A 17,381-nucleotide genomic window follows, 5' to 3' on the forward strand; every position below is an offset into this window, starting at 1 on the left:
TAATGTCTTTAAATTAAATAACTTGCGAGTCATTATTCGGATTAAAAGCCAACATTAAACAACTTTTGGAGGCTAATTTGGAAACAGGAATGATAATTTCGTTAGCATTTTACTTCATCGTCATGTTGGGGATTGGGCTATATGCTTATCAGCAATCTACCGACGATGTATCAGGCTATATGCTAGGTGGTCGTAATTTATCACCAAGTGTTGCTGCGCTTTCAGCTGGCGCATCTGACATGAGTGGTTGGCTGCTAATGGGCCTACCAGGTGCAATGTACTTGTTTGGTTTAAGTAAGGTTTGGATTGCCATTGGTCTAGTACTCGGTGCTTGGGCTAACTACTTCTTAGTCGCGCCTCGCTTGCGTGTTTACACAGAAAAGGCGAATGACTCAATCACCATTCCTGATTACTTTGCAAACCGCTTTGATGATAATAAGAATATTCTGCGTGTTATCTCTGCGATTGTTATCATTGTTTTCTTTACTTTATATACCTCATCAGGTGTTGTTGCAGGTGGTAAGTTGTTCGAAAACTCATTTAATATGAGCTACGAAATGGGTCTATACATCACAACAGGTGTCGTCGTGTTATATACCTTGTTTGGTGGCTTCTTAGCCGTGAGCCTGACTGACTTTGTGCAAGGTTGTATCATGTTTATCTCGCTGCTGGCTGTGCCAATTGCGACGTTTACCATGCTTGATCAGCCAGTTATGGATACACTTGCCAATGCACGCTATGACTTATTATTAAGCTCACCAAAAGAATCTGAAATTCATGCACTTAATATGATGGATTGGTTTGCAGGTGGTTCGACTATAGCGATTATTTCAGCAATGGCATGGGGCCTTGGTTATTTTGGTCAGCCACATATTATTGTGCGTTTTATGTCTGTACGTTCAGTGAAAGATATGCCAACCATGCGTCGTGTGGGTATGTCGTGGATGACGCTATCAGCAATTGGTGCTGTGCTAACTGGTCTATTTGGTGCTGCTTATATGCTTGAAAACCAAATGCCTATTGATGATAAAGAAACTATTTTCTTAGTGTTGTCTGAGCTTATCTTCCATCCTTTAATTGCCGGTTTCTTATTGGCAGCAATTTTAGCGGCAATTATGAGTACTATCTCTTCACAGTTGTTAGTGTGTTCAAGCTCTCTAACTGAAGATTTCTACAAAATTTACTTAAACCGTAGTGCATCTCAAAAAGAACTGGTTTTAGTTGGTCGTATTAGTGTTATCTTAGTTGCCTTATTTGCTATTTACCTAGCTTATGACCGTAATAGCTCTATTTTAGACTTAGTAAGTAATGCATGGGCTGGTTTCGGTGCAGCATTTGGTCCACTGGTGCTACTGAGCCTTTACTGGAAGCGCATGAACTTACAAGGCGCTATAAGTGGTATGGTCGTTGGTGCAGCAACAGTGCTGTTTTGGATATACGCGCCAATTACTGTGGACGGCCAAGCACTAAGTGCAATCATTTATGAGATTGTCCCTGGCTTTATTTTATCAACAATAGCCATTGTTGTTGTTAGCCTTATGACGGCTGAGCCGAAAAAAGAAATTACAGACTTATTTGATGAAGTTGAATCGTCATTGTAGTTTTTGATTAAACACAAAAAAGGGCAACGGATGTTGCCCTTTTTTTATGATCTAAATTTGCGTTTAGCTTGCCGCTTTTTCTTTTATATCAGCAACGTTATCGTCTGACTTTGCTTTTTTAGGTTTAGCTTGAGCGTCTTTTGCACCTTTAAGTACCGCCATAAATTGGTCTTTTTCTTTTGCCATTTCAAGCGCCAGTGACTCAATTTGTTGCTCGCTTAATGGTACATCAACTTTTTCAAGCATAAGTTCTAATGACTCAGCAATGTCGAGCATTTTGTCATACGCATCAGCTTCTTTCTTAGTAGTAAACGTCATGCGCTCGACTCCGTTTCTTTCTACAACATATTTAACAACAACAGCCATGATTTCTCCTGCATTTAAGCCTGGCATTGCAGCGTAAAATCGCTGCTAAGATTACTGTTTTTATATACAGTAATGCTTCGAGCCTTACTTTGCAAGTAACTTGAGAAAATTTTTATTTAGTAAATTTGACAATACTTTGTGTATTAGCTTTATTTAAAATGTTACCCAAAGTTAAACACAAGCGATGGAGTGAGTGTTGGGTAATCGCTAACTATCAGTCCAAACAAGGGCGTCATGGAGGAAATTATGAAATTACTATCAAGTATTTTACTTGCCGCTACTCTTGCATTACTACCTGCTACACAGGTATCAGCCGAAACACCAACCAAAGCAACACAAGTTAAAATGCAAAAGCTGAGTATTAATAAAGCCAGCATTGAGCAGCTAACTCAATTACCGGGTATTGGTGAATCAAAAGCGAAAGCGATTGTCGAGCATCGCACCAAGCAAGGCTCGTTTAAGTCGCTAGAACAATTAAAAGAAGTAAAAGGAATTGGTGATAAGCTATTCGCTAAACTTGAGGGGAAAATTACACTATAAATAGCAGGTTATCACCTATACAGGGCGTTATTCGCCCTGTTTAAATTCATTGATAGCCTTGTCTAAATGCGCTAACGCGAACATGTTTTCGATAGGTGTTGTGATAAGAGGGTAACTTAAACCTGCTAACAACAACCAAGGAATAAGCATCCACCCTTCAAAGTAAGCTAAACCTAAAAATAATGGCGCTAAAAAGGCAAGCTTACATACCGATAAAATGATCTTTTTGCTCGGGCTTAAATGAGCTAAAGCAAGAGCAATAATCTGCTGGCGTTGCCTTACTTTAAAGTTTTTTAAAGTAGGGATTTGGCTAGTAAAAAAATAAATCATTATAGCGACTTTTTGCTCACTAATCGGCTAACTAAAACAGCCACAAATACCACTGAAAATGCTGCAAAAATCACTTCCATCCATGCCGGCATGCTCATTGAAGCAAACTGCCAATCGATATTGCCACAATCACCAGTGGCAGCAAAGAAGCTAGGGATCCATTCATGCAAAGGCATAAAACTTGGGAAGTTAGGTTCAAATGCACAGCTAAATGCAAACGGGTCGGTATTGTTTTGCATTGCAATGTGTTCTTTAGCAATAAAGTAACCCCAAATTGCTGAGATACCCCAAGTGGCAAATGTGACTAAGCGAACAACCATACTTTTTGGGTTAATCGCACCAATCACACCTGCTGCAAGTAAGCCTAAAACAGCGGTGCGCTGATAAATACACATGATGCATGGCTCAAGTCCCATGTTGTATTGAAAAAACAATGCTGTGACTTCAAATGCGAGTGAAATAAACGCTAGTAATAACCAAGGTGTTCTTTTAGTTGCTAATTCTGCTAACCAATTCATGAAAGATCCAATTTCAAATTGTTTTCAAGATTATGCTTAGACAGGGCTATGGGTGCAAGTATCTAAGATGAAATTATACGAAAAAGGAGTCGACAGACTCCTTTTCATTAGTCATATCTAGGCAGGCTATTACACACTAACAGCCTGCAAAGACTCACTTTGGTAACAGCCTAATACACGTGTGTACTGAGTGTGTTCTTTCAGCTCTTCAAGCGCTTGCTTAACATGTAAGTCATCAAGGTTTGCTTCGAGGTCAACATAAAACACTTCTTCCCACGGATTTCCTGGTACGGGGCGAGATTCTAGTTTTACTAGGTTAATTTGGTGATGTTTAAAAATCATTAAAGCATCAGCCAATGAACCTGCTTGTTGTTTAGTCGCCATGATTAAACTGGTTTTGGTCGGAATTTGCTTCGATACTTGTAGCGGCTTACGGGCGACAACAATAAAGCGGCTGTGGTTTTCGCTTTGGTTTGCAAGGCCTGACTTAATTACTTCTAAACCAACATTTTTGCCAGCTTGAGCTGAGCCGATAGCGGCGCTATTTGCTGTTTCAACCGCAGATTGCAATGCGTGGAAGGTTGAATCACAGGTTTCATGTTGAATGTCACCTAGGCCTTGAATGAAACGGCTACATTGAGCAAAAGGTTGTGGATGAGCAAAAATTTTATTGATATGAGATAGCTCAGTACCTGGCATTGCTAATAAACAGTGCTCAACGCTATGGGTTACTTCACCTACAATTGATACTTGTGCGTGTTGTAATAAGTCGAATACTTCATTGATACTTCCTGAGCTGGTGTTTTCAATTGGCAGTAAGCCAAAATCAGCCTGTCCACTTTCAACTTTACCAGTGATCTGTTCAAAGCTAGAGCAACCCATTTCAATCACTTTGCCAGGGCGGCGGCTAAAATATTTATGGCAGGCTAGTTGGCTATATGAGCCTTGCCCACCCAAATACGCAACACGATGGCTTTCGCTCATAGCTTCTGGGTTGAGGTTCTTTTGCAGCATGGCTTGCTGGTTTAAAACTGAGTCTTCAAGAATAGTTTGAAACACATTATTAATGTAGTAAGCGTCAAGACCTAATGACTTACCATAACTGATTAGTTTTTCCAGTAGTGCTTGTTCGCGAGCTTCATCACGAATTGGTTTGTTATTGGCTATTTTATATTCGACTACGCTGTGGCTTATACGGCGTCTTTTAGCCAGTAACACAAGTAAGTCGGAGTCGATTTCATTTATATCGTGTCGTAACGCATTTAATGTATCAATGCTCATGTTGGTTTCCTCATTCCAAAACAGTGCACAAACAAAAAAGCCTCCCAAGAGGGAGGCTTTAGCTATTCGGTGAAATTATCTCGCAAACAGTTAAGCCTCCTCTATCTAAAGAAGCTAAAAAAAGAAAAATAAGTGCGAGAGATATTTTGTTTCATTGGACTAATGTAAAAATACTTCTATGTAAAGTCAACTGCATAAACATGCTATTTTGGACAAAGCGAAAGATTCCTCAGAAATTTCATTAATCTTCATAAAAAATTTATAAATCTAAAAATGAATCTGGTATATTTGTTTTTGCATAATAAATAATAACAATTATTAATAAGGTAGTCCTGTGGTGTATCGACGACCGCCATCCCGGTTTGGGGTGAATTCATTAAGTATGAAATTGTCGCTGTTAATCTCTGCTATTTGTTTAATTGCAGGTATCTGCGCTGCAGCTTTAATGCTTAAATCAGAAGAAAAACAGCTTGTTTTTGAAGAGCACGAACTTTTAAAGCATTCGAGTGAACGCTTGAGTCGTCAATTCAATCGCTTAATTAACACCAAAATAAATATTGCAGAGCAAGCTAACAATGTCGTTAGTAGTCAGCTACTGCATAATGAGTCACATCTACAAAATAACCGCAGCGCAGATATAAAGTTTGCAGTTGATGGCAGTATTCGCAGCACTTCTGAGGATGGTTTATCAGCTTCATTTATTCCACAAGACCAGTACTCTAATTTTTATAAGCAGCTGATTAACGATTCTGAGTCGCTATGGAAAATTGTCTCACCAACGCTTATCCAAGACTTTTTTAATTTTTATTTAATCACTAAAGATAACTTTATACGTATTGCTCCACCTAATTGGGCGCTCAATGTACCGGGCGATTTTGACTTTACCAAAGGCGAGACATTTAATTACGCACAAGCTGCAACAAACCCGAGCCGAGAAGCTGTATGGTCAAAGGTGTATTACGATACTATTTGGCATAAGTGGGTAGTAAGCGTGCTTGTGCCAATCTATCTTGATAACGAATTTTTTGGTGTCACTGGTAGTGATATTGCGCTTGAAACCTTATTGGCACAGCTGCCTATTGGCGATCGTGAGCAACATTTATTAGTGTTTGATGCGAAAGGTCAGCTCTTAGCTCATCCTGATTTAGATAAAACAACGCTTGAGCAATATGGCCGTGAAGGTAAAAAGTTACTGACTGAAGATTTTGTTAATCCTGATCTACAAAAATTAGTGTCTGAAACCATTCGCTTAAAATTACCAGAGTCTGCAAATTCATTTGTACAAGATGGTGAAACCCATATTATCAATATCCGCAAAGTCGAGAACCTTAATTGGTATATTGGTATTTATAAAAAGCGCTCGTCGGCACTTTCTGCGCTTGAAGAGCTAAAAGTAAAGTTCTTTGGCTTGTTTATCCTGTACGCTATTTTAGTTGCTTTGTTATTGCATCAAGCACTTTATCAATTAGTACTGCGTCGTATTCACTCTTTGGTAAATGCGGTTGTTAGTTTTGGCAAAGGGCAATTTCAAACTGAATTTCCTAAAGTGAACAAAGACGAAATAGGCACGCTTAATGGCTCTTTTAGAGACATGGCAATAGAAATTCGTAAATTAATCGATGGTCTAAATCAGCGCATTAGCGAAAAAGAAATAGCTGAAAAAGCAGCGAACCGATTATCCAAAGCGGTTGCCTTCTCAGGCACAGGCGTTGTGATCACTAATCAAGACTTTGAAATCAAATACGTGAACCCGAAAATGGTTGAGATGACGGGTTTCGAGGAACGCCACTTTATTGGCTCACCATTGATGAATATTATCTCTCAAGAAATGGCGATTTTAGTTGACGATATTGATATCGACCTACGTAGCCGTAACTATTGGCGAGGAGATACTTTATTACAGGGTAATGAGCGTCAATCTGTATGGGTTTCATTGAGTATTTCTCCAATCCGCGAAGAAGGGGGGGAAATCACCAGTTACGTGGCTTCAGCTCAAGATATTTCGTTTGTGAAAGAAAGTCAGCGAAAAATGGAACAGCTTGCCTATTTTGATACATTAACAGGGCTTGCAAACCGTACTTTCTTTAGAATGCAGCTACGCAAGTCTATGGCACTTGCTGAACGTGGTCATTATGCATTTGCTTTATTTTACTTTGACTTAGATGAATTTAAACGTATCAACGATACGCTAGGTCACGATGCGGGCGATCAGTTATTGGTTGAAGTTGCTAATCGTTTGAAAAAGCGTTTACGCACCGAAGATACCATTGCACGTTTAGGTGGTGATGAGTTCGCAGTCCTGTTAAGTGGTATTGAGCATCAAACTCACGCCATGGAAGTGGCGAATACCATTCAACGTACTCTTAATGAGCCTATCAAACTAGGTAACAATGAAGTGATAATTAGTGCCAGTATTGGTATCACGATGGCACCATTTGATAGCCAAGAGGAAGATCAGCTACTGAAGCATGCTGACCTTGCTATGTATGAAGCAAAAGCGAAAGGGCGTAATACTTACCACTTTTATAGCCAAGAGCTTAATGCTGCTGCCAATGAACGCTTGTTTATTGAAAATGAGTTACGTACAGGTATTCGTGAGGGGCAGTTCCAGGTTTACTATCAGCCACAAGTAGATTGTCGCAAGAATCAAGTTGTTGGCTATGAAGCACTCATACGGTGGTTCCATCCAAATGAAGGCATGATACCGCCAACTAAATTCATTCCTATTGCTGAAGCTACAGGTTTGATTGTTGAGCTTGGAGCGTGGATATTGCAAGAAGCGTGTGAGTTTGCTGCACGTTTAGCAAGCCAAGACTTAAAAAATAATATTTCAATCAACTTATCAGCACGTCAATTTAAAGATGCTAATTTGGTGTCGACGCTTGATAAAATCATCAAGCAAACAGGAGTTGAACCAAAACGCATTCACTTAGAATTGACTGAAAGTATGTTAATGGGACATGTTGAGGCGGCGATCTTACAACTGCATCAACTAAAAGCACTTGGCGTTTCAATTTCAATTGATGATTTTGGTACCGGATACTCGTCACTGAGTTATTTGAAACGCTTTCCAGTCGATATTTTAAAAGTTGACCGCTCTTTTGTGAAAGATATCCCTGAAGACAGTAATGATATGGAGATCACTGCTGCGATTATCGCAATGGCACAAAAACTTAAGCTTAACGTTGTTGCTGAAGGGGTCGAAACTAAAGAGCAAATTGAGTTTTTACAAAATAATAACTGCTTTGTTGTGCAAGGGTATTACTTCAGTCCGCCTGTGAGTGAGGCTGAATTACCTAAGTTATATGAGCATTTACAGTCACTAGATTTAATCAAGAATGATTAATAAAGTAGGGGGGAAGTTAACCCCCTGCTATTTTTACTTTGAATTTCAGCGCTTCGAGAATCGCTTTTAGCTTATCTCTGTCATCACCTTGAACTTCGATGATACCCTCTTTTACTGCACCGCCTTGACCCATCTTACTTTTAATGGTTTTGGCTAATTTTTTTAAGTCATGTTGTTGGCTATCAATGCCAACCACTAACATCACACCCTTACCTTTTCGACCTTTTGTTTGGCGTTCGATTCGTAAAAAACCATCTTTAAACATTTTACTTTGTGCAGGTTTACTTTCTTTGGGTTGTTCAATGCGCCCTGTAGAAGTTGAGTAAACTAGATTATTTTCGCTCATAGTGGATCTCGTTGTAGAAGCTTAGATAAATGATAACAAATTTAATCCTAAGTGTTTTATTTTTTGGCTTATTTGTTCTAAGCAGTTATATTTAGATAAGTCTTCGGAAAGATTTGTTAAATAGGAGTTTATTATGAGTTTGACGCGCAGTACATCTGCTGATGGCGCTATTTTAACCGTACAGATAAAAGGAAAGTTTGATTTTAATTTGGTGCAATCTTTTCGTCAGGCATACGCCGACTTAAACAGCAATATCAATAAAGTCGTTATTGACCTTAGAGAAACTGATTATATGGACAGTTCAGCATTAGGTATGTTGCTCAATATGAAAAAAAACCTAACGGGCAAAGTTGATACAATACAAATAAGTAACTGTCAGCCTCAATTAAAGAAAATCTTACAAATATCTCGTTTTGATAAAAAATTTGATATCGATTGATGCTTAATATATTGGTAGTCGATGATTTAGAGCTAAATCGTCGTTTATTAACTGTGATGTTAGAGCAACAAGGCTACCGAGTTTTCACTGCCGAAAATGGACTTGTTGCTTTAAGTCTTCTTGATGAACAAAAGATAGACATCGTACTGCTTGATGTCATTATGCCAGTAATGGACGGCTTTGAAACAGCTGCAATTATAAAAGAGCGCTACAGCCAAGTTTACTTACCTATTATTTTTATAACCTCTTTAGAAGACGAAGCAAGTTTTGAACGCTGCTTAGCGGTCGGTGGGGATGACTTTTTACACAAGCCATTCCAAGAGGTAATCTTAAATGCGAAAATTAAAGCACACAGCCGCATTCGCAACCTAAGTCAAAAAGCAAGAGAGCAGAATTTACAACTTGAGTACCATCAAAATCAAGTTGAACGTGAGCATGAAATTGTCGAGCACATTTTTAATAACGCGCTTGAAAACCAACAGTCATTCCCTACCCATTTAGATTTTCATTTATCGCCTGCCGCTATGTTTAATGGCGACATGTTCTTGGTTGGGCAAAGTCCAATTGGCAGCTTGTATTGTATGCTAGGAGACTTTACTGGTCATGGCTTAGCTGCTGCTGTTGGTGCATTACCGGCATCTAGAGTCTTTTATACGATGGTAAGTAAGGGCATGTCGGTAAGTGACATTGCAGCTGAGATTAACTCAGTATTGGCGAAGTTATTACCTGGGCATATGTTTTGTGCGGCAACTATTCTAGAGCTTAGCAATACAGGTAAAAGTGTTTCTGCATGGTTAGGTGGTCTGCCAGACACCTATATCATCGATCAGCAGGGAAATATAATTCGTACATTAGAATCTCAACATATGGCGTTGGGAATTTTAGAGGATGATGAATTTGAACGCGCTTTGATCCATACAGAGGTTGAAACTACATCACGAATCGTTATGGCGACTGACGGAATTATTGAAACGATTAATCCAAGAGAAGTTTATTTTGGAGAAAAACGGTTTAAAGATGTGCTTGCCTCTAGAGATAACATTTCCTGTCATCAAGTGCTCGAAAGAGTTAAGCGTTTTGCACAAGGTAACGAGCAGCAAGACGATTTAAGTTTAGTGTTGTTAAATTGTTTGCCGGTGCCTGAACCTGAACAAATGGTAGAACCTTATTCTGAATTGCCATTTAACTTCTCTTTAAGCTTAAATTCAAAGCAGATTAAAAGCACTGATCCTGTTTTAGAGGTTGTTAATGTAATCAGTCGGGTACCAGGTTTAAACGCTCACCGAGCCAATATTTTTCTCATCTTATCTGAGGCTTATAATAATGCGCTTGATCACGGTGTTTTAGGACTCGACTCTGATGTGAAAAATCATGACGATGGTTTTTTAATTTATTATCAACAACGAGAAAAAGCATTAGCTAATTTAACCGATGCATTAATTATCATTGATATCCGCTATAGCCCTGAAGAGTATGCTTTGTATTTTACAATTTGTGACTCGGGACATGGATTTAACAAACAAGATTCTGAGCAACAAAACTTAGTGCGAGAGCATGGCAGAGGTTTATGTTTGCTGAGCGAAATTGCGACTGGCGTCACATTCAATAGTGCAGGCAACCAAGTCGAAATTTATTATCAATTAACAGCAAGCAGTACTAGCTCACACTAAAATCGCATGTTATCATTCTGGCATTATAGATGTTTGGATGGCTAAATGATTTCTAACTACTTATCGACTGCTCAACTTGATTTACCAGAAAGCTTGGTTGCTGAGCAATTATCAAACCTTGAACATTACTTTGCACAGTCAGCTTTACCTGCAGTGCGCTGGGAATACCAAATTCCTGAGCTAGGCGAGGGCGGTGCGTGTAGCTTGTTTGGCTACTTACAAGATGAACCATTCAAATTAAATGATTATGTTGCCGATGATGCTACCAATACTGAAAAGCTGGCTAAGCTTCAACAAATTATCGATTTTGTTGTTGCCCAAACTCAGGTTGATTGGTTTGGTATTTACCAAGCAACCAATACTGAAGAAGGCTCTCAGTTATTAAAATTGGTATATCACGGAGCACCGAGTCGTCCGTTATTCCCGCTAACTGAAGCATTTGCTAAAGGTAGTAACAATGTTCAAGTGGCACTTTCTAAGCAAGGTCGTGTGATCAATAACGTTGCTGATTATCTTGCCCAAGGTGGAGAGTATTATACTTGCGACCCGAAGGTGAAAGCTGAGACTTGTTTACCATTATTATCAGACAAAAATGAATGCTTAGGTATTATAGATGCGGAAGCATTTAATAATGATTTCTTTGATCAGCAAACCCTTGCACTACTTGTGGCTTGTTGTATTAAAATTCCTCAACTCTTGGTCTAATTTAACTAGTAATCAGGCTGGGTTTTTATGTTAAGCTAGTGGCAACGCTAACCCCTATAAAAAGAGATAGTCAATGTTCTCAGAATTAAAACCATTACCAACAGATCCTATTCTTGGCCTAATGGCGGCCTTTAAACAAGATACAAACCCAAAGAAAATCGATTTGGGTGTAGGTGTTTATAAGGATGAGCAAGGCAATACGCCGGTATTAAAAGCGGTTAAAAAAGCGGAAGCGTTTCGTTTAGAAAACGAAACCAGTAAATCGTACATTGGCTTGGCAGGTAACCTAGATTACTGCCAAAAAATGGAAAACTTATTACTGGGTGAGCATCCAGCACTTTTAGCTAATCGTGTTCGCACGGCACAAGCACCAGGTGGTACAGGTGCATTACGTGTTGCAGCAGAATTTATCAAACGTTGCAACAAAGATGCGACAGTATGGGTAACTACGCCAACGTGGGCAAACCACATCAGCTTATTTGAAGCGGCGGGCTTAACAGTAAAAGAATATCCTTACTACGATTACGAAAATAAAGACCTTTTATTTGATGATATGATTAATACCCTTAAGCAAGTGCCTAAAGGTGATGTGGTGTTATTCCACGCATGTTGTCACAACCCAAGCGGTATGGATTTAAATGCTGAGCAATGGAGCACAGTTGCTGATCTTGCTGTTGAAGTTGGTTTCACGCCACTGGTTGATATTGCTTACCAAGGTTTTGGTTCAAGCCTTGAAGAAGACGCAGCGGGTCTTCGTAAATTAGCAGCAGCGGTAGATGAGCTAATCATCTGTTCTTCTTGTTCGAAAAACTTCGGTTTATACCGCGAGCGTATCGGTGCATGTTCAATTATTGCTAAAGATGCAGCAACTGCTGATATCTCAAACTCTGTATTATTAAGCGTTGTACGTAGCATCTACTCAATGCCGCCAGCTCACGGTGCTGATATTGTTAGCACGATTTTAGGTAGCACTGAGCTGACGCAAATGTGGCATGACGAGCTTGATGAAATGCGTAATCGTATTAATGGTTTGCGCACTTTAATCAAAGAAAGCTTAGCTGAGAAAGGCATTGAGCAAGACTTCTCATTTATTGACCGTCAAAATGGTATGTTCTCATTTCTAGGTATTAATAAAGAGCAAATCGAGCGCTTACAAAAAGAGTACTCAATCTACATTGTTGGTTCTAGCCGTGTAAACGTAGCTGGTATCAGTGATGCAAACATTGATTACTTTGCAAATGCAGTAGCAGACGTTTGTAAGTAATCGGCTTTATAGCGATAAAAAAAACCGCAGTGACTGCGGTTTTTTTATGCCTGTAATATGTGTTACTACGAGTAGGTATTAGTGCAGCCAGCGAATGGCGTCATTGATCATGTTATTGTAGCTATCAAGTGGCGCACCAATACTCGCGATTAAGATAGTATCAGCCCGGTCGCCTCGGTTGATGTGGCCTGCGAAACGCTCATCATTGAAATCATCAGAGCCGGTGCCAAATGGTTGCTCGTCAGAAGGCACAATGAATACCGTCATTGGGCCAAAATCTGACTCAAATACCAAGTGTAGGCCTTTTTTACCCTGAAAATCACAAAACATTAAATAGGTTACTTTACCTGGTAGCTCATCTAAGTGACCGCCAATGGTGGCAAACTTTTCGTTTACCGAAGCAAGATCTATTGCCTCATGTTTATCTAGCGAGCCAATTTCATGGTAAAGGTGCGCAAAGGCATGCTCACCCACACTGTATAACGTATGTTGTTTGTTACTGACAAAGAACACACTAATTGCCACTAAAAATGACGCTGCAGCGGCTAAATACAGTCGATTAAAGGCAAAGCGTGACTTAGCCTCAACAATGGTGTCTAGCGGTTGCTCAGCGCTTTCTGCTTCAGAACTATATGTATTATCAATAATTCGCTGTGCTAAATTTTCAGGCACGGGGATGTTAAGTGCTTTGCTTAGTTCATCGTCAAAGGCACGTACATCATCAATAAACGCCTGTTTATCTGTGTCCTGCTCGGCAAACGCTTCAAGTTCCTTATCAATAGTGCTTGGCTCGGCGAGGATGCGGCGGCGAAACTCGAGTTCATCCATTAATTTGATGCTCCTCTAAGTTGGTCATCATCACTGCTTAAAGCCTCTTTAAGCTGGTTTCTGGCACGAAAAAGTCGTGTCATGACAGTATTTTTATTTAAATCGAGGATCTCGGCGATTTCATCGCCAGAGCAACCCATTACCACTTGCAGCAGCAATGGTTCTCGATATTCTTGTGATAACTTTCCTATTTGTCGTTGAATCACTGTTTGTTCCATTTCAGCATCAAGGGTTGAACTTTGTTCATCTACAAGGGTGTCGTTTTCAACATCGGCGTAATCAAATTGTTTACGTTCAAAACGGCGTGCATTCTCGCGGCGCAAAATAGTCAACAGCCAAGGTTTAACTGCTTGTTGGTCTTGCAGTGAATCCAAGGCACGCCAAGCCCTCAGGAAGGTTTCCTGCACTAAGTCCTCAGCAATGTTCTGATCACGACACAACCAATACGCAAAGCGAAAAAGCTCACTGTGGTAGACATGAACCAGCGCTTCATATCGCTTTTGTTTTTCTGTCATAGTAACTAAGACCTGCCTATCAGAAAAAAACTTTCTGAGATTATTATTTTTTTCTTAAAAAAACGGCTAACTTAAGATTAGCCGTTTATTTTCAACTGTTTAGGTTAATAGTTAATCATAAAGATTCTTTAATTCAGTGTCATTACTTGTTGATTTAGTTTGCTTTGCGGCTTGGCTTAGCAAGCTGACGATTAAACTTAAATCAACCTGTTCATCGGCTGAACTATAAAGTTTAGTGCTTAATTTAGCAATTTCATCATTAAGTTGTGTGTTTTTCAGTGATGCTAGTAAACATTCGATGGCCGCAGCATTTTTACCAGTCTGTTGTTTTGCGTAGTGGTTTAATGCGTTATAAAACCCAGAGTTATTGTTTTGTTTTGCAAACTGCTTAAGCTCATTTAACGATGCTGATGAACCACTGGTAGGTAATGGCTCAGCTGTCGGTTGCTGAGGACGCTTTTTAAAGTAAAGCACTAAGGTGATTAGCCAAAGTCCATAGCCGACCACTGCCACGATAATAAGCCACATAGGGATCGTTACTTTTGTGACCGTTTGCATATTAGTTGGCGTATCACCCAGCTCATTAGAGCTTGCGGTTTGCGGCTCTGCGATAGCAGGGGCTGTTGGTGTGAGTGGGTTTGTACTTGGCACAACTGTTAATGTACGAGCAGGTATGGTTGCGTAGCTAATACGATTGATTTTAGTATTAAACCAAGGCAGCTTTATTTCAGGCAATGTGTAAGTGCCCGGTGTTTGCGGTAATAAAGCATAAGAAGCTGTTTGCTGAGAAATAACACGGCCATCACGTACCAGATGGTTACTCTCTTTTTCATCAGGGTAGCTTCTAAAGCCTTGCACCTGTGGCATATCGATATCAGGAAGTTGCTCTTTAGTAACCCCCAATGCGGTTAAGGTGATAGTTCGAGTGATTGGCGTGCCAACTTCAACGGTGTCGTCTTTTGGTTGCCATTGCTCATCAAGGTTAACCAGTTCGCTTGGTAGCCATGCACCTGTGTAGTTATCTGGGATTGGCTTGATTTCAACATCAACATCTTCGCCCATCGCTGACACAGCCATTTGGCGATAGTTTTGACGAATACGGCCGTTGAACACAGGTGCCGTAATAGTATTTACGCCACTTTTTTGTGGCTGCACTAAGTACTCACGGGTGATCACTAAATAGCGTTTGCCATCAATTAACTCATAGTCTTCAGATTGCTTGTTAATTGGGGTTAGCTCAGCGTTTTCCATTTCTGGCGTAGTTAAGTTGCCATCAAGCAATTCTTTGTTGTTGTCTAAATACAATTTAACCGTATAAACACCGGCTTCTTGCACGTATAAGCTAGTTGGCTTGATGCTTGTTTTAATGAAGGCTTCTTTATTTTGCTCTGAGGTTTGACTGCGCTTAGCTACCGTTAGCTCAATGGGTTTTGAACTGACACCGGCAACAGTAAAGGCAGGGATGGTATAAGTGCCTTCTTTGCGGGTCATCAGCTTTACAGACCAGTTAGTTTGCTTACTGATTTCACCATTAATAATATTAGTACGTGAGCTGACACTGGTTGGCCCTACAACAAAGTCTTTTAATAACACCGAAGTGTCTGGTTGTTCGCTGTTAATAGAGTCGTCTGCTGAGATGGTTAAAACAAAAAACTCACCAGCAAGGACAGGGTTTTTATCAACACTTGCCTGTAGCTGGGTGGCAGCCCAAAGCGGCGCTGCCGCGATTAGCAATAAACAACATAATAATCGCATTACCATGATTTTTCGGCTCCTCGTGGACGACGTTGGTAGTTTCGTTTTTGTGCTTCTAATTGCATTTTATTTCTTAATAAGATCGCTGGATCATCGGGAACTTTACGCAGCAGCTGGTTAAGTTGCTGAGCTTTTTCTTTCTCTTCATTGGTCAGTTCAGCAGCTTGTGCTTGCATAGCCTGTTGCTCTGCTTGCTGTTTCGCTTGTTCATCGCTTTGCGATGGCTGTGGCTGGGCCTGTTGTTGCTCAGGAGCTTGCTCTGGCTGTTGTTCTCCAGATTGTGACGACGTGTCTTTTTCAGATTCCATTTCAGGTTTGTTTTGCTGGTCACTATTAGACTCGCTTTGCTCACCTTTTTGATCTGATTGCTCACCTTGCTCTGACGGTTGTTGGCCATCTTGCTGCTCACTCTGCTCAGAGTTTTCACCTTGCTGTGAATTTTCACCCTGTTGCTTTTGCTGGTTATCTTGCTGGCCATCAGAGTTTTGTTGATCATTGTTTTGCTGTTGATCTTGTTGCTGCTGTTGTTGCTCTTGCTGCTGCAATAGCTGTTCTACGAGGGCTTGGTTTTCTTTTGCCTCAGTGAAGTCATTTTTAAGTTGTTGGGCTTGCTTATACGCTTCTATGGCTTGCTCTAGCTCACCGGCCTTAGCAAGGGCATTTCCGTAGTTATACAAACCCGTTGCAGATTTATCTTCACTAAACGCATCCATAGCAGCTTGGTAATTACCTTGCTGATAAAGAGCGGCGCCTTTAAGTTGTGTGTTTTGTGCTTGGGCGGCTTGTTCAAATTGATTTTGCTGATAGGCATTAAGAGCACGTTGGTCTTGGTTTTTAAATACGTCTGGTAATTCAGCGGCGTAAACCTGTTGCTGAGGTAGGAGCATAACAAACAAAAAGCCAAGCACTAGGCTGCTACGACGAATTAAAAAGAGCGCTAACGGCAATAAAATAATCAGGCCGTAAATACCGGCATCAACTCGCCATAATGCTTGGCTTTGTTTCTCATCTTTGAGTACTTCTGCATTGGCAGTGGGGGCAAATGTTTGAATATCCTGATTACTGGTTTGATACAGTGCGAATTTGCCACCGCTGTTGCGCGCAAGCGCACTTAAGCGGCTGATATTTAGCGTCGGAATCACAATCTGTCCTTGCATATCTTTTAAAAAGCCACCTTCTGGTAGCTTAATCGGCGCACCTTGCTCTGTGCCGACGCCATAGACATTTAAACGATAACTAGACTGAGCGGTAAAGCGGCTAATATCTTCTTGATCTAGGCTATCAACCCCATCGGTGACTAAAATAATATCACCATCTAAATAGCCGGCTTGTTTAAGTAAATCGTCGGCTTTTTCTAGGCCTTCAATAACATTCGAACCTTTGCTCGGCATGATATCTGGGCTTAGACTTGGGATAAGGTTAGCTAACGTGCTAGCGTCATTGGTTAGCGGCGAAATAGTAAATGCAGAGCCTGCATAAGCCACTAGTGCCGTATCACCTTCTTTGAAAAGCTCAATCATGTCGAGTGCTTTAAAGCGAGCTTGTACTAATCGGCTTGGTGCGATGTCGGTACTGAACATGGAGTACGACATATCCATCACAATAACTCGCGCATTCTTTGCTTGAAACACGGGAACTTGTTTTTTCTCAAAGCTTGGACCTGCTGAAAAAACGATGGCTAACAGGGTAAACACCGCAACTAGCCAAAGCGGTTGGCTTTGTTTTTTATGATTGTCGCTCATTACAAACTGCGCCAAATGGGGCGCAATTAAATCAGCGGGGGCGCTTTTTTTGTTGCGTACCAACAGCACACTAAAAATAATCAGCGCGGGGATTAACAACCAAAGTAGGGCAGGGCGAATAAATTCAAAATCCAT

Annotated in this window: 15 protein-coding genes and 1 pseudogene; 7 read left to right on the forward strand and 9 right to left on the reverse strand. The window is 40.4% G+C overall.

The window, feature by feature from the left end:
* Nucleotides 1-89 precede the first annotated feature (89 nt).
* Complete coding sequence (gene putP, locus NO991_RS12535; protein WP_371352075.1) at nucleotides 90-1,601, forward strand: sodium/proline symporter PutP; 1,512 nt, start codon at nucleotides 90-92, stop codon at nucleotides 1,599-1,601.
* Nucleotides 1,602-1,664: 63 nt separating this feature from the next.
* Here the strand turns inward: putP and NO991_RS12540 are convergent, their stop codons facing one another.
* Nucleotides 1,665-1,967 carry a YebG family protein gene (locus NO991_RS12540; protein ID WP_294410653.1) on the reverse strand — a complete coding sequence of 101 codons (303 nt, stop codon included), beginning with the start codon at nucleotides 1,965-1,967 and terminating at the stop codon, nucleotides 1,665-1,667.
* A 246-nt stretch (nucleotides 1,968-2,213) separates the two neighbouring features.
* Here NO991_RS12540 and NO991_RS12545 point away from each other — a divergent pair, with 246 nt between their 5' ends.
* Nucleotides 2,214-2,507, forward strand: a complete 294-nt coding sequence (locus tag NO991_RS12545) for a helix-hairpin-helix domain-containing protein (RefSeq protein ID WP_054553235.1) — start codon at nucleotides 2,214-2,216, stop codon at nucleotides 2,505-2,507.
* A gap of 27 nt (nucleotides 2,508-2,534) precedes the next feature.
* On the opposite strand, the gene NO991_RS12550 is transcribed toward NO991_RS12545, so the two are convergent.
* The 3 genes from NO991_RS12550 to NO991_RS12560 form a co-directional block, all read right to left on the reverse strand.
* The gene (locus tag NO991_RS12550; protein WP_054553234.1) at nucleotides 2,535-2,837 is read right to left on the reverse strand and encodes a DUF6170 family protein; all 303 of its coding nucleotides are present in this window, start codon (nucleotides 2,835-2,837) and stop codon (nucleotides 2,535-2,537) included.
* Nucleotides 2,837-3,355: a disulfide bond formation protein DsbB gene (gene dsbB, locus NO991_RS12555; protein WP_371352076.1), complete on the reverse strand. Its 519-nt coding sequence runs from the start codon at nucleotides 3,353-3,355 to the stop codon at nucleotides 2,837-2,839. Before dsbB ends, NO991_RS12550 begins: the two co-directional genes overlap by 1 nt.
* Nucleotides 3,356-3,484: 129 nt before the next feature.
* Nucleotides 3,485-4,636 (reverse strand): chorismate mutase, encoded by a 1,152-nt coding sequence (locus tag NO991_RS12560; protein WP_054553232.1) that lies wholly within the window; start codon nucleotides 4,634-4,636, stop codon nucleotides 3,485-3,487.
* Nucleotides 4,637-5,018: 382 nt separating this feature from the next.
* On the opposite strand from NO991_RS12560, the gene NO991_RS12565 reads away from it, so the two are divergent.
* On the forward strand, nucleotides 5,019-7,982 hold the full coding sequence (locus NO991_RS12565) for an EAL domain-containing protein (protein ID WP_082389262.1): 2,964 nt from the start codon (nucleotides 5,019-5,021) through the stop codon (nucleotides 7,980-7,982).
* 16 nt (nucleotides 7,983-7,998) lie between these two features.
* Here NO991_RS12565 and NO991_RS12570 read toward each other — a convergent pair whose 3' ends face one another.
* Nucleotides 7,999-8,328, reverse strand: coding sequence for a translation initiation factor (locus NO991_RS12570; RefSeq protein ID WP_054553231.1), 330 nt, complete (start codon nucleotides 8,326-8,328; stop codon nucleotides 7,999-8,001).
* A 133-nt stretch (nucleotides 8,329-8,461) separates the two neighbouring features.
* On the opposite strand from NO991_RS12570, the gene NO991_RS12575 reads away from it, so the two are divergent.
* The 4 genes from NO991_RS12575 to NO991_RS12590 all read left to right on the forward strand — a co-directional run bounded on the left by NO991_RS12575 (nucleotide 8,462) and on the right by NO991_RS12590 (nucleotide 12,406).
* Complete coding sequence (locus NO991_RS12575) at nucleotides 8,462-8,767, forward strand: STAS domain-containing protein (RefSeq protein ID WP_054553230.1); 306 nt, start codon at nucleotides 8,462-8,464, stop codon at nucleotides 8,765-8,767.
* On the forward strand, nucleotides 8,767-10,437 hold the full coding sequence (locus tag NO991_RS12580) for a fused response regulator/phosphatase (RefSeq protein WP_300361975.1): 1,671 nt from the start codon (nucleotides 8,767-8,769) through the stop codon (nucleotides 10,435-10,437). Before NO991_RS12575 ends, NO991_RS12580 begins: the two co-directional genes overlap by 1 nt.
* Nucleotides 10,438-10,482: 45 nt before the next feature.
* The gene (locus NO991_RS12585) at nucleotides 10,483-11,142 is read left to right on the forward strand and encodes a GAF domain-containing protein (protein ID WP_371352077.1); all 660 of its coding nucleotides are present in this window, start codon (nucleotides 10,483-10,485) and stop codon (nucleotides 11,140-11,142) included.
* 73 nt (nucleotides 11,143-11,215) lie between these two features.
* Nucleotides 11,216-12,406, forward strand: coding sequence for an amino acid aminotransferase (locus tag NO991_RS12590; protein WP_371352078.1), 1,191 nt, complete (start codon nucleotides 11,216-11,218; stop codon nucleotides 12,404-12,406).
* A 78-nt stretch (nucleotides 12,407-12,484) separates the two neighbouring features.
* On the opposite strand, the gene NO991_RS12595 is transcribed toward NO991_RS12590, so the two are convergent.
* The 4 genes and pseudogenes from NO991_RS12595 to NO991_RS12610 all read right to left on the reverse strand — a co-directional run bounded on the left by NO991_RS12595 (nucleotide 12,485) and on the right by NO991_RS12610 (nucleotide 17,381).
* Nucleotides 12,485-13,234: a DUF3379 family protein gene (locus NO991_RS12595; RefSeq protein WP_138599020.1), complete on the reverse strand. Its 750-nt coding sequence runs from the start codon at nucleotides 13,232-13,234 to the stop codon at nucleotides 12,485-12,487.
* Nucleotides 13,234-13,782 (reverse strand): annotated as a pseudogene (locus NO991_RS12600) (sigma-70 family RNA polymerase sigma factor); the annotation flags it as partial. The gene NO991_RS12595 and the pseudogene NO991_RS12600, both read right to left, overlap by 1 nt.
* 78 nt (nucleotides 13,783-13,860) lie before the next feature.
* Nucleotides 13,861-15,510, reverse strand: coding sequence for a BatD family protein (locus NO991_RS12605; RefSeq protein ID WP_371352079.1), 1,650 nt, complete (start codon nucleotides 15,508-15,510; stop codon nucleotides 13,861-13,863).
* Nucleotides 15,504-17,381: a VWA domain-containing protein gene (locus tag NO991_RS12610; RefSeq protein ID WP_371352080.1), complete on the reverse strand. Its 1,878-nt coding sequence runs from the start codon at nucleotides 17,379-17,381 to the stop codon at nucleotides 15,504-15,506. The genes NO991_RS12605 and NO991_RS12610 overlap by 7 nt, the downstream gene beginning before the upstream one ends.

The sequence above is a fragment of the Pseudoalteromonas sp. DY56-GL22 genome, from assembly GCF_041414715.1.
In the GTDB taxonomy this organism is placed as follows: domain Bacteria; phylum Pseudomonadota; class Gammaproteobacteria; order Enterobacterales; family Alteromonadaceae; genus Pseudoalteromonas; species Pseudoalteromonas simplex.

Coding starts and splice junctions, on each gene's coding strand:
- dsbB (WP_371352076.1), bottom strand. CDS start 3,355: ATGAATTGGTTAGCAGAATTAGCAACTAAAAGAACACCTTGGTTATTA.
- NO991_RS12590 (WP_371352078.1), top strand. CDS start 11,216: ATGTTCTCAGAATTAAAACCATTACCAACAGATCCTATTCTTGGCCTA.
- NO991_RS12545 (WP_054553235.1), top strand. CDS start 2,214: ATGAAATTACTATCAAGTATTTTACTTGCCGCTACTCTTGCATTACTA.
- NO991_RS12605 (WP_371352079.1), bottom strand. CDS start 15,510: ATGGTAATGCGATTATTATGTTGTTTATTGCTAATCGCGGCAGCGCCG.
- NO991_RS12550 (WP_054553234.1), bottom strand. CDS start 2,837: ATGATTTATTTTTTTACTAGCCAAATCCCTACTTTAAAAAACTTTAAA.
- NO991_RS12580 (WP_300361975.1), top strand. CDS start 8,767: ATGCTTAATATATTGGTAGTCGATGATTTAGAGCTAAATCGTCGTTTA.
- NO991_RS12575 (WP_054553230.1), top strand. CDS start 8,462: ATGAGTTTGACGCGCAGTACATCTGCTGATGGCGCTATTTTAACCGTA.
- NO991_RS12595 (WP_138599020.1), bottom strand. CDS start 13,234: ATGGATGAACTCGAGTTTCGCCGCCGCATCCTCGCCGAGCCAAGCACT.
- NO991_RS12585 (WP_371352077.1), top strand. CDS start 10,483: ATGATTTCTAACTACTTATCGACTGCTCAACTTGATTTACCAGAAAGC.
- NO991_RS12560 (WP_054553232.1), bottom strand. CDS start 4,636: ATGAGCATTGATACATTAAATGCGTTACGACACGATATAAATGAAATC.
- NO991_RS12570 (WP_054553231.1), bottom strand. CDS start 8,328: ATGAGCGAAAATAATCTAGTTTACTCAACTTCTACAGGGCGCATTGAA.
- NO991_RS12540 (WP_294410653.1), bottom strand. CDS start 1,967: ATGGCTGTTGTTGTTAAATATGTTGTAGAAAGAAACGGAGTCGAGCGC.
- NO991_RS12565 (WP_082389262.1), top strand. CDS start 5,019: ATGAAATTGTCGCTGTTAATCTCTGCTATTTGTTTAATTGCAGGTATC.
- putP (WP_371352075.1), top strand. CDS start 90: ATGATAATTTCGTTAGCATTTTACTTCATCGTCATGTTGGGGATTGGG.
- NO991_RS12610 (WP_371352080.1), bottom strand. CDS start 17,381: ATGGATTTTGAATTTATTCGCCCTGCCCTACTTTGGTTGTTAATCCCC.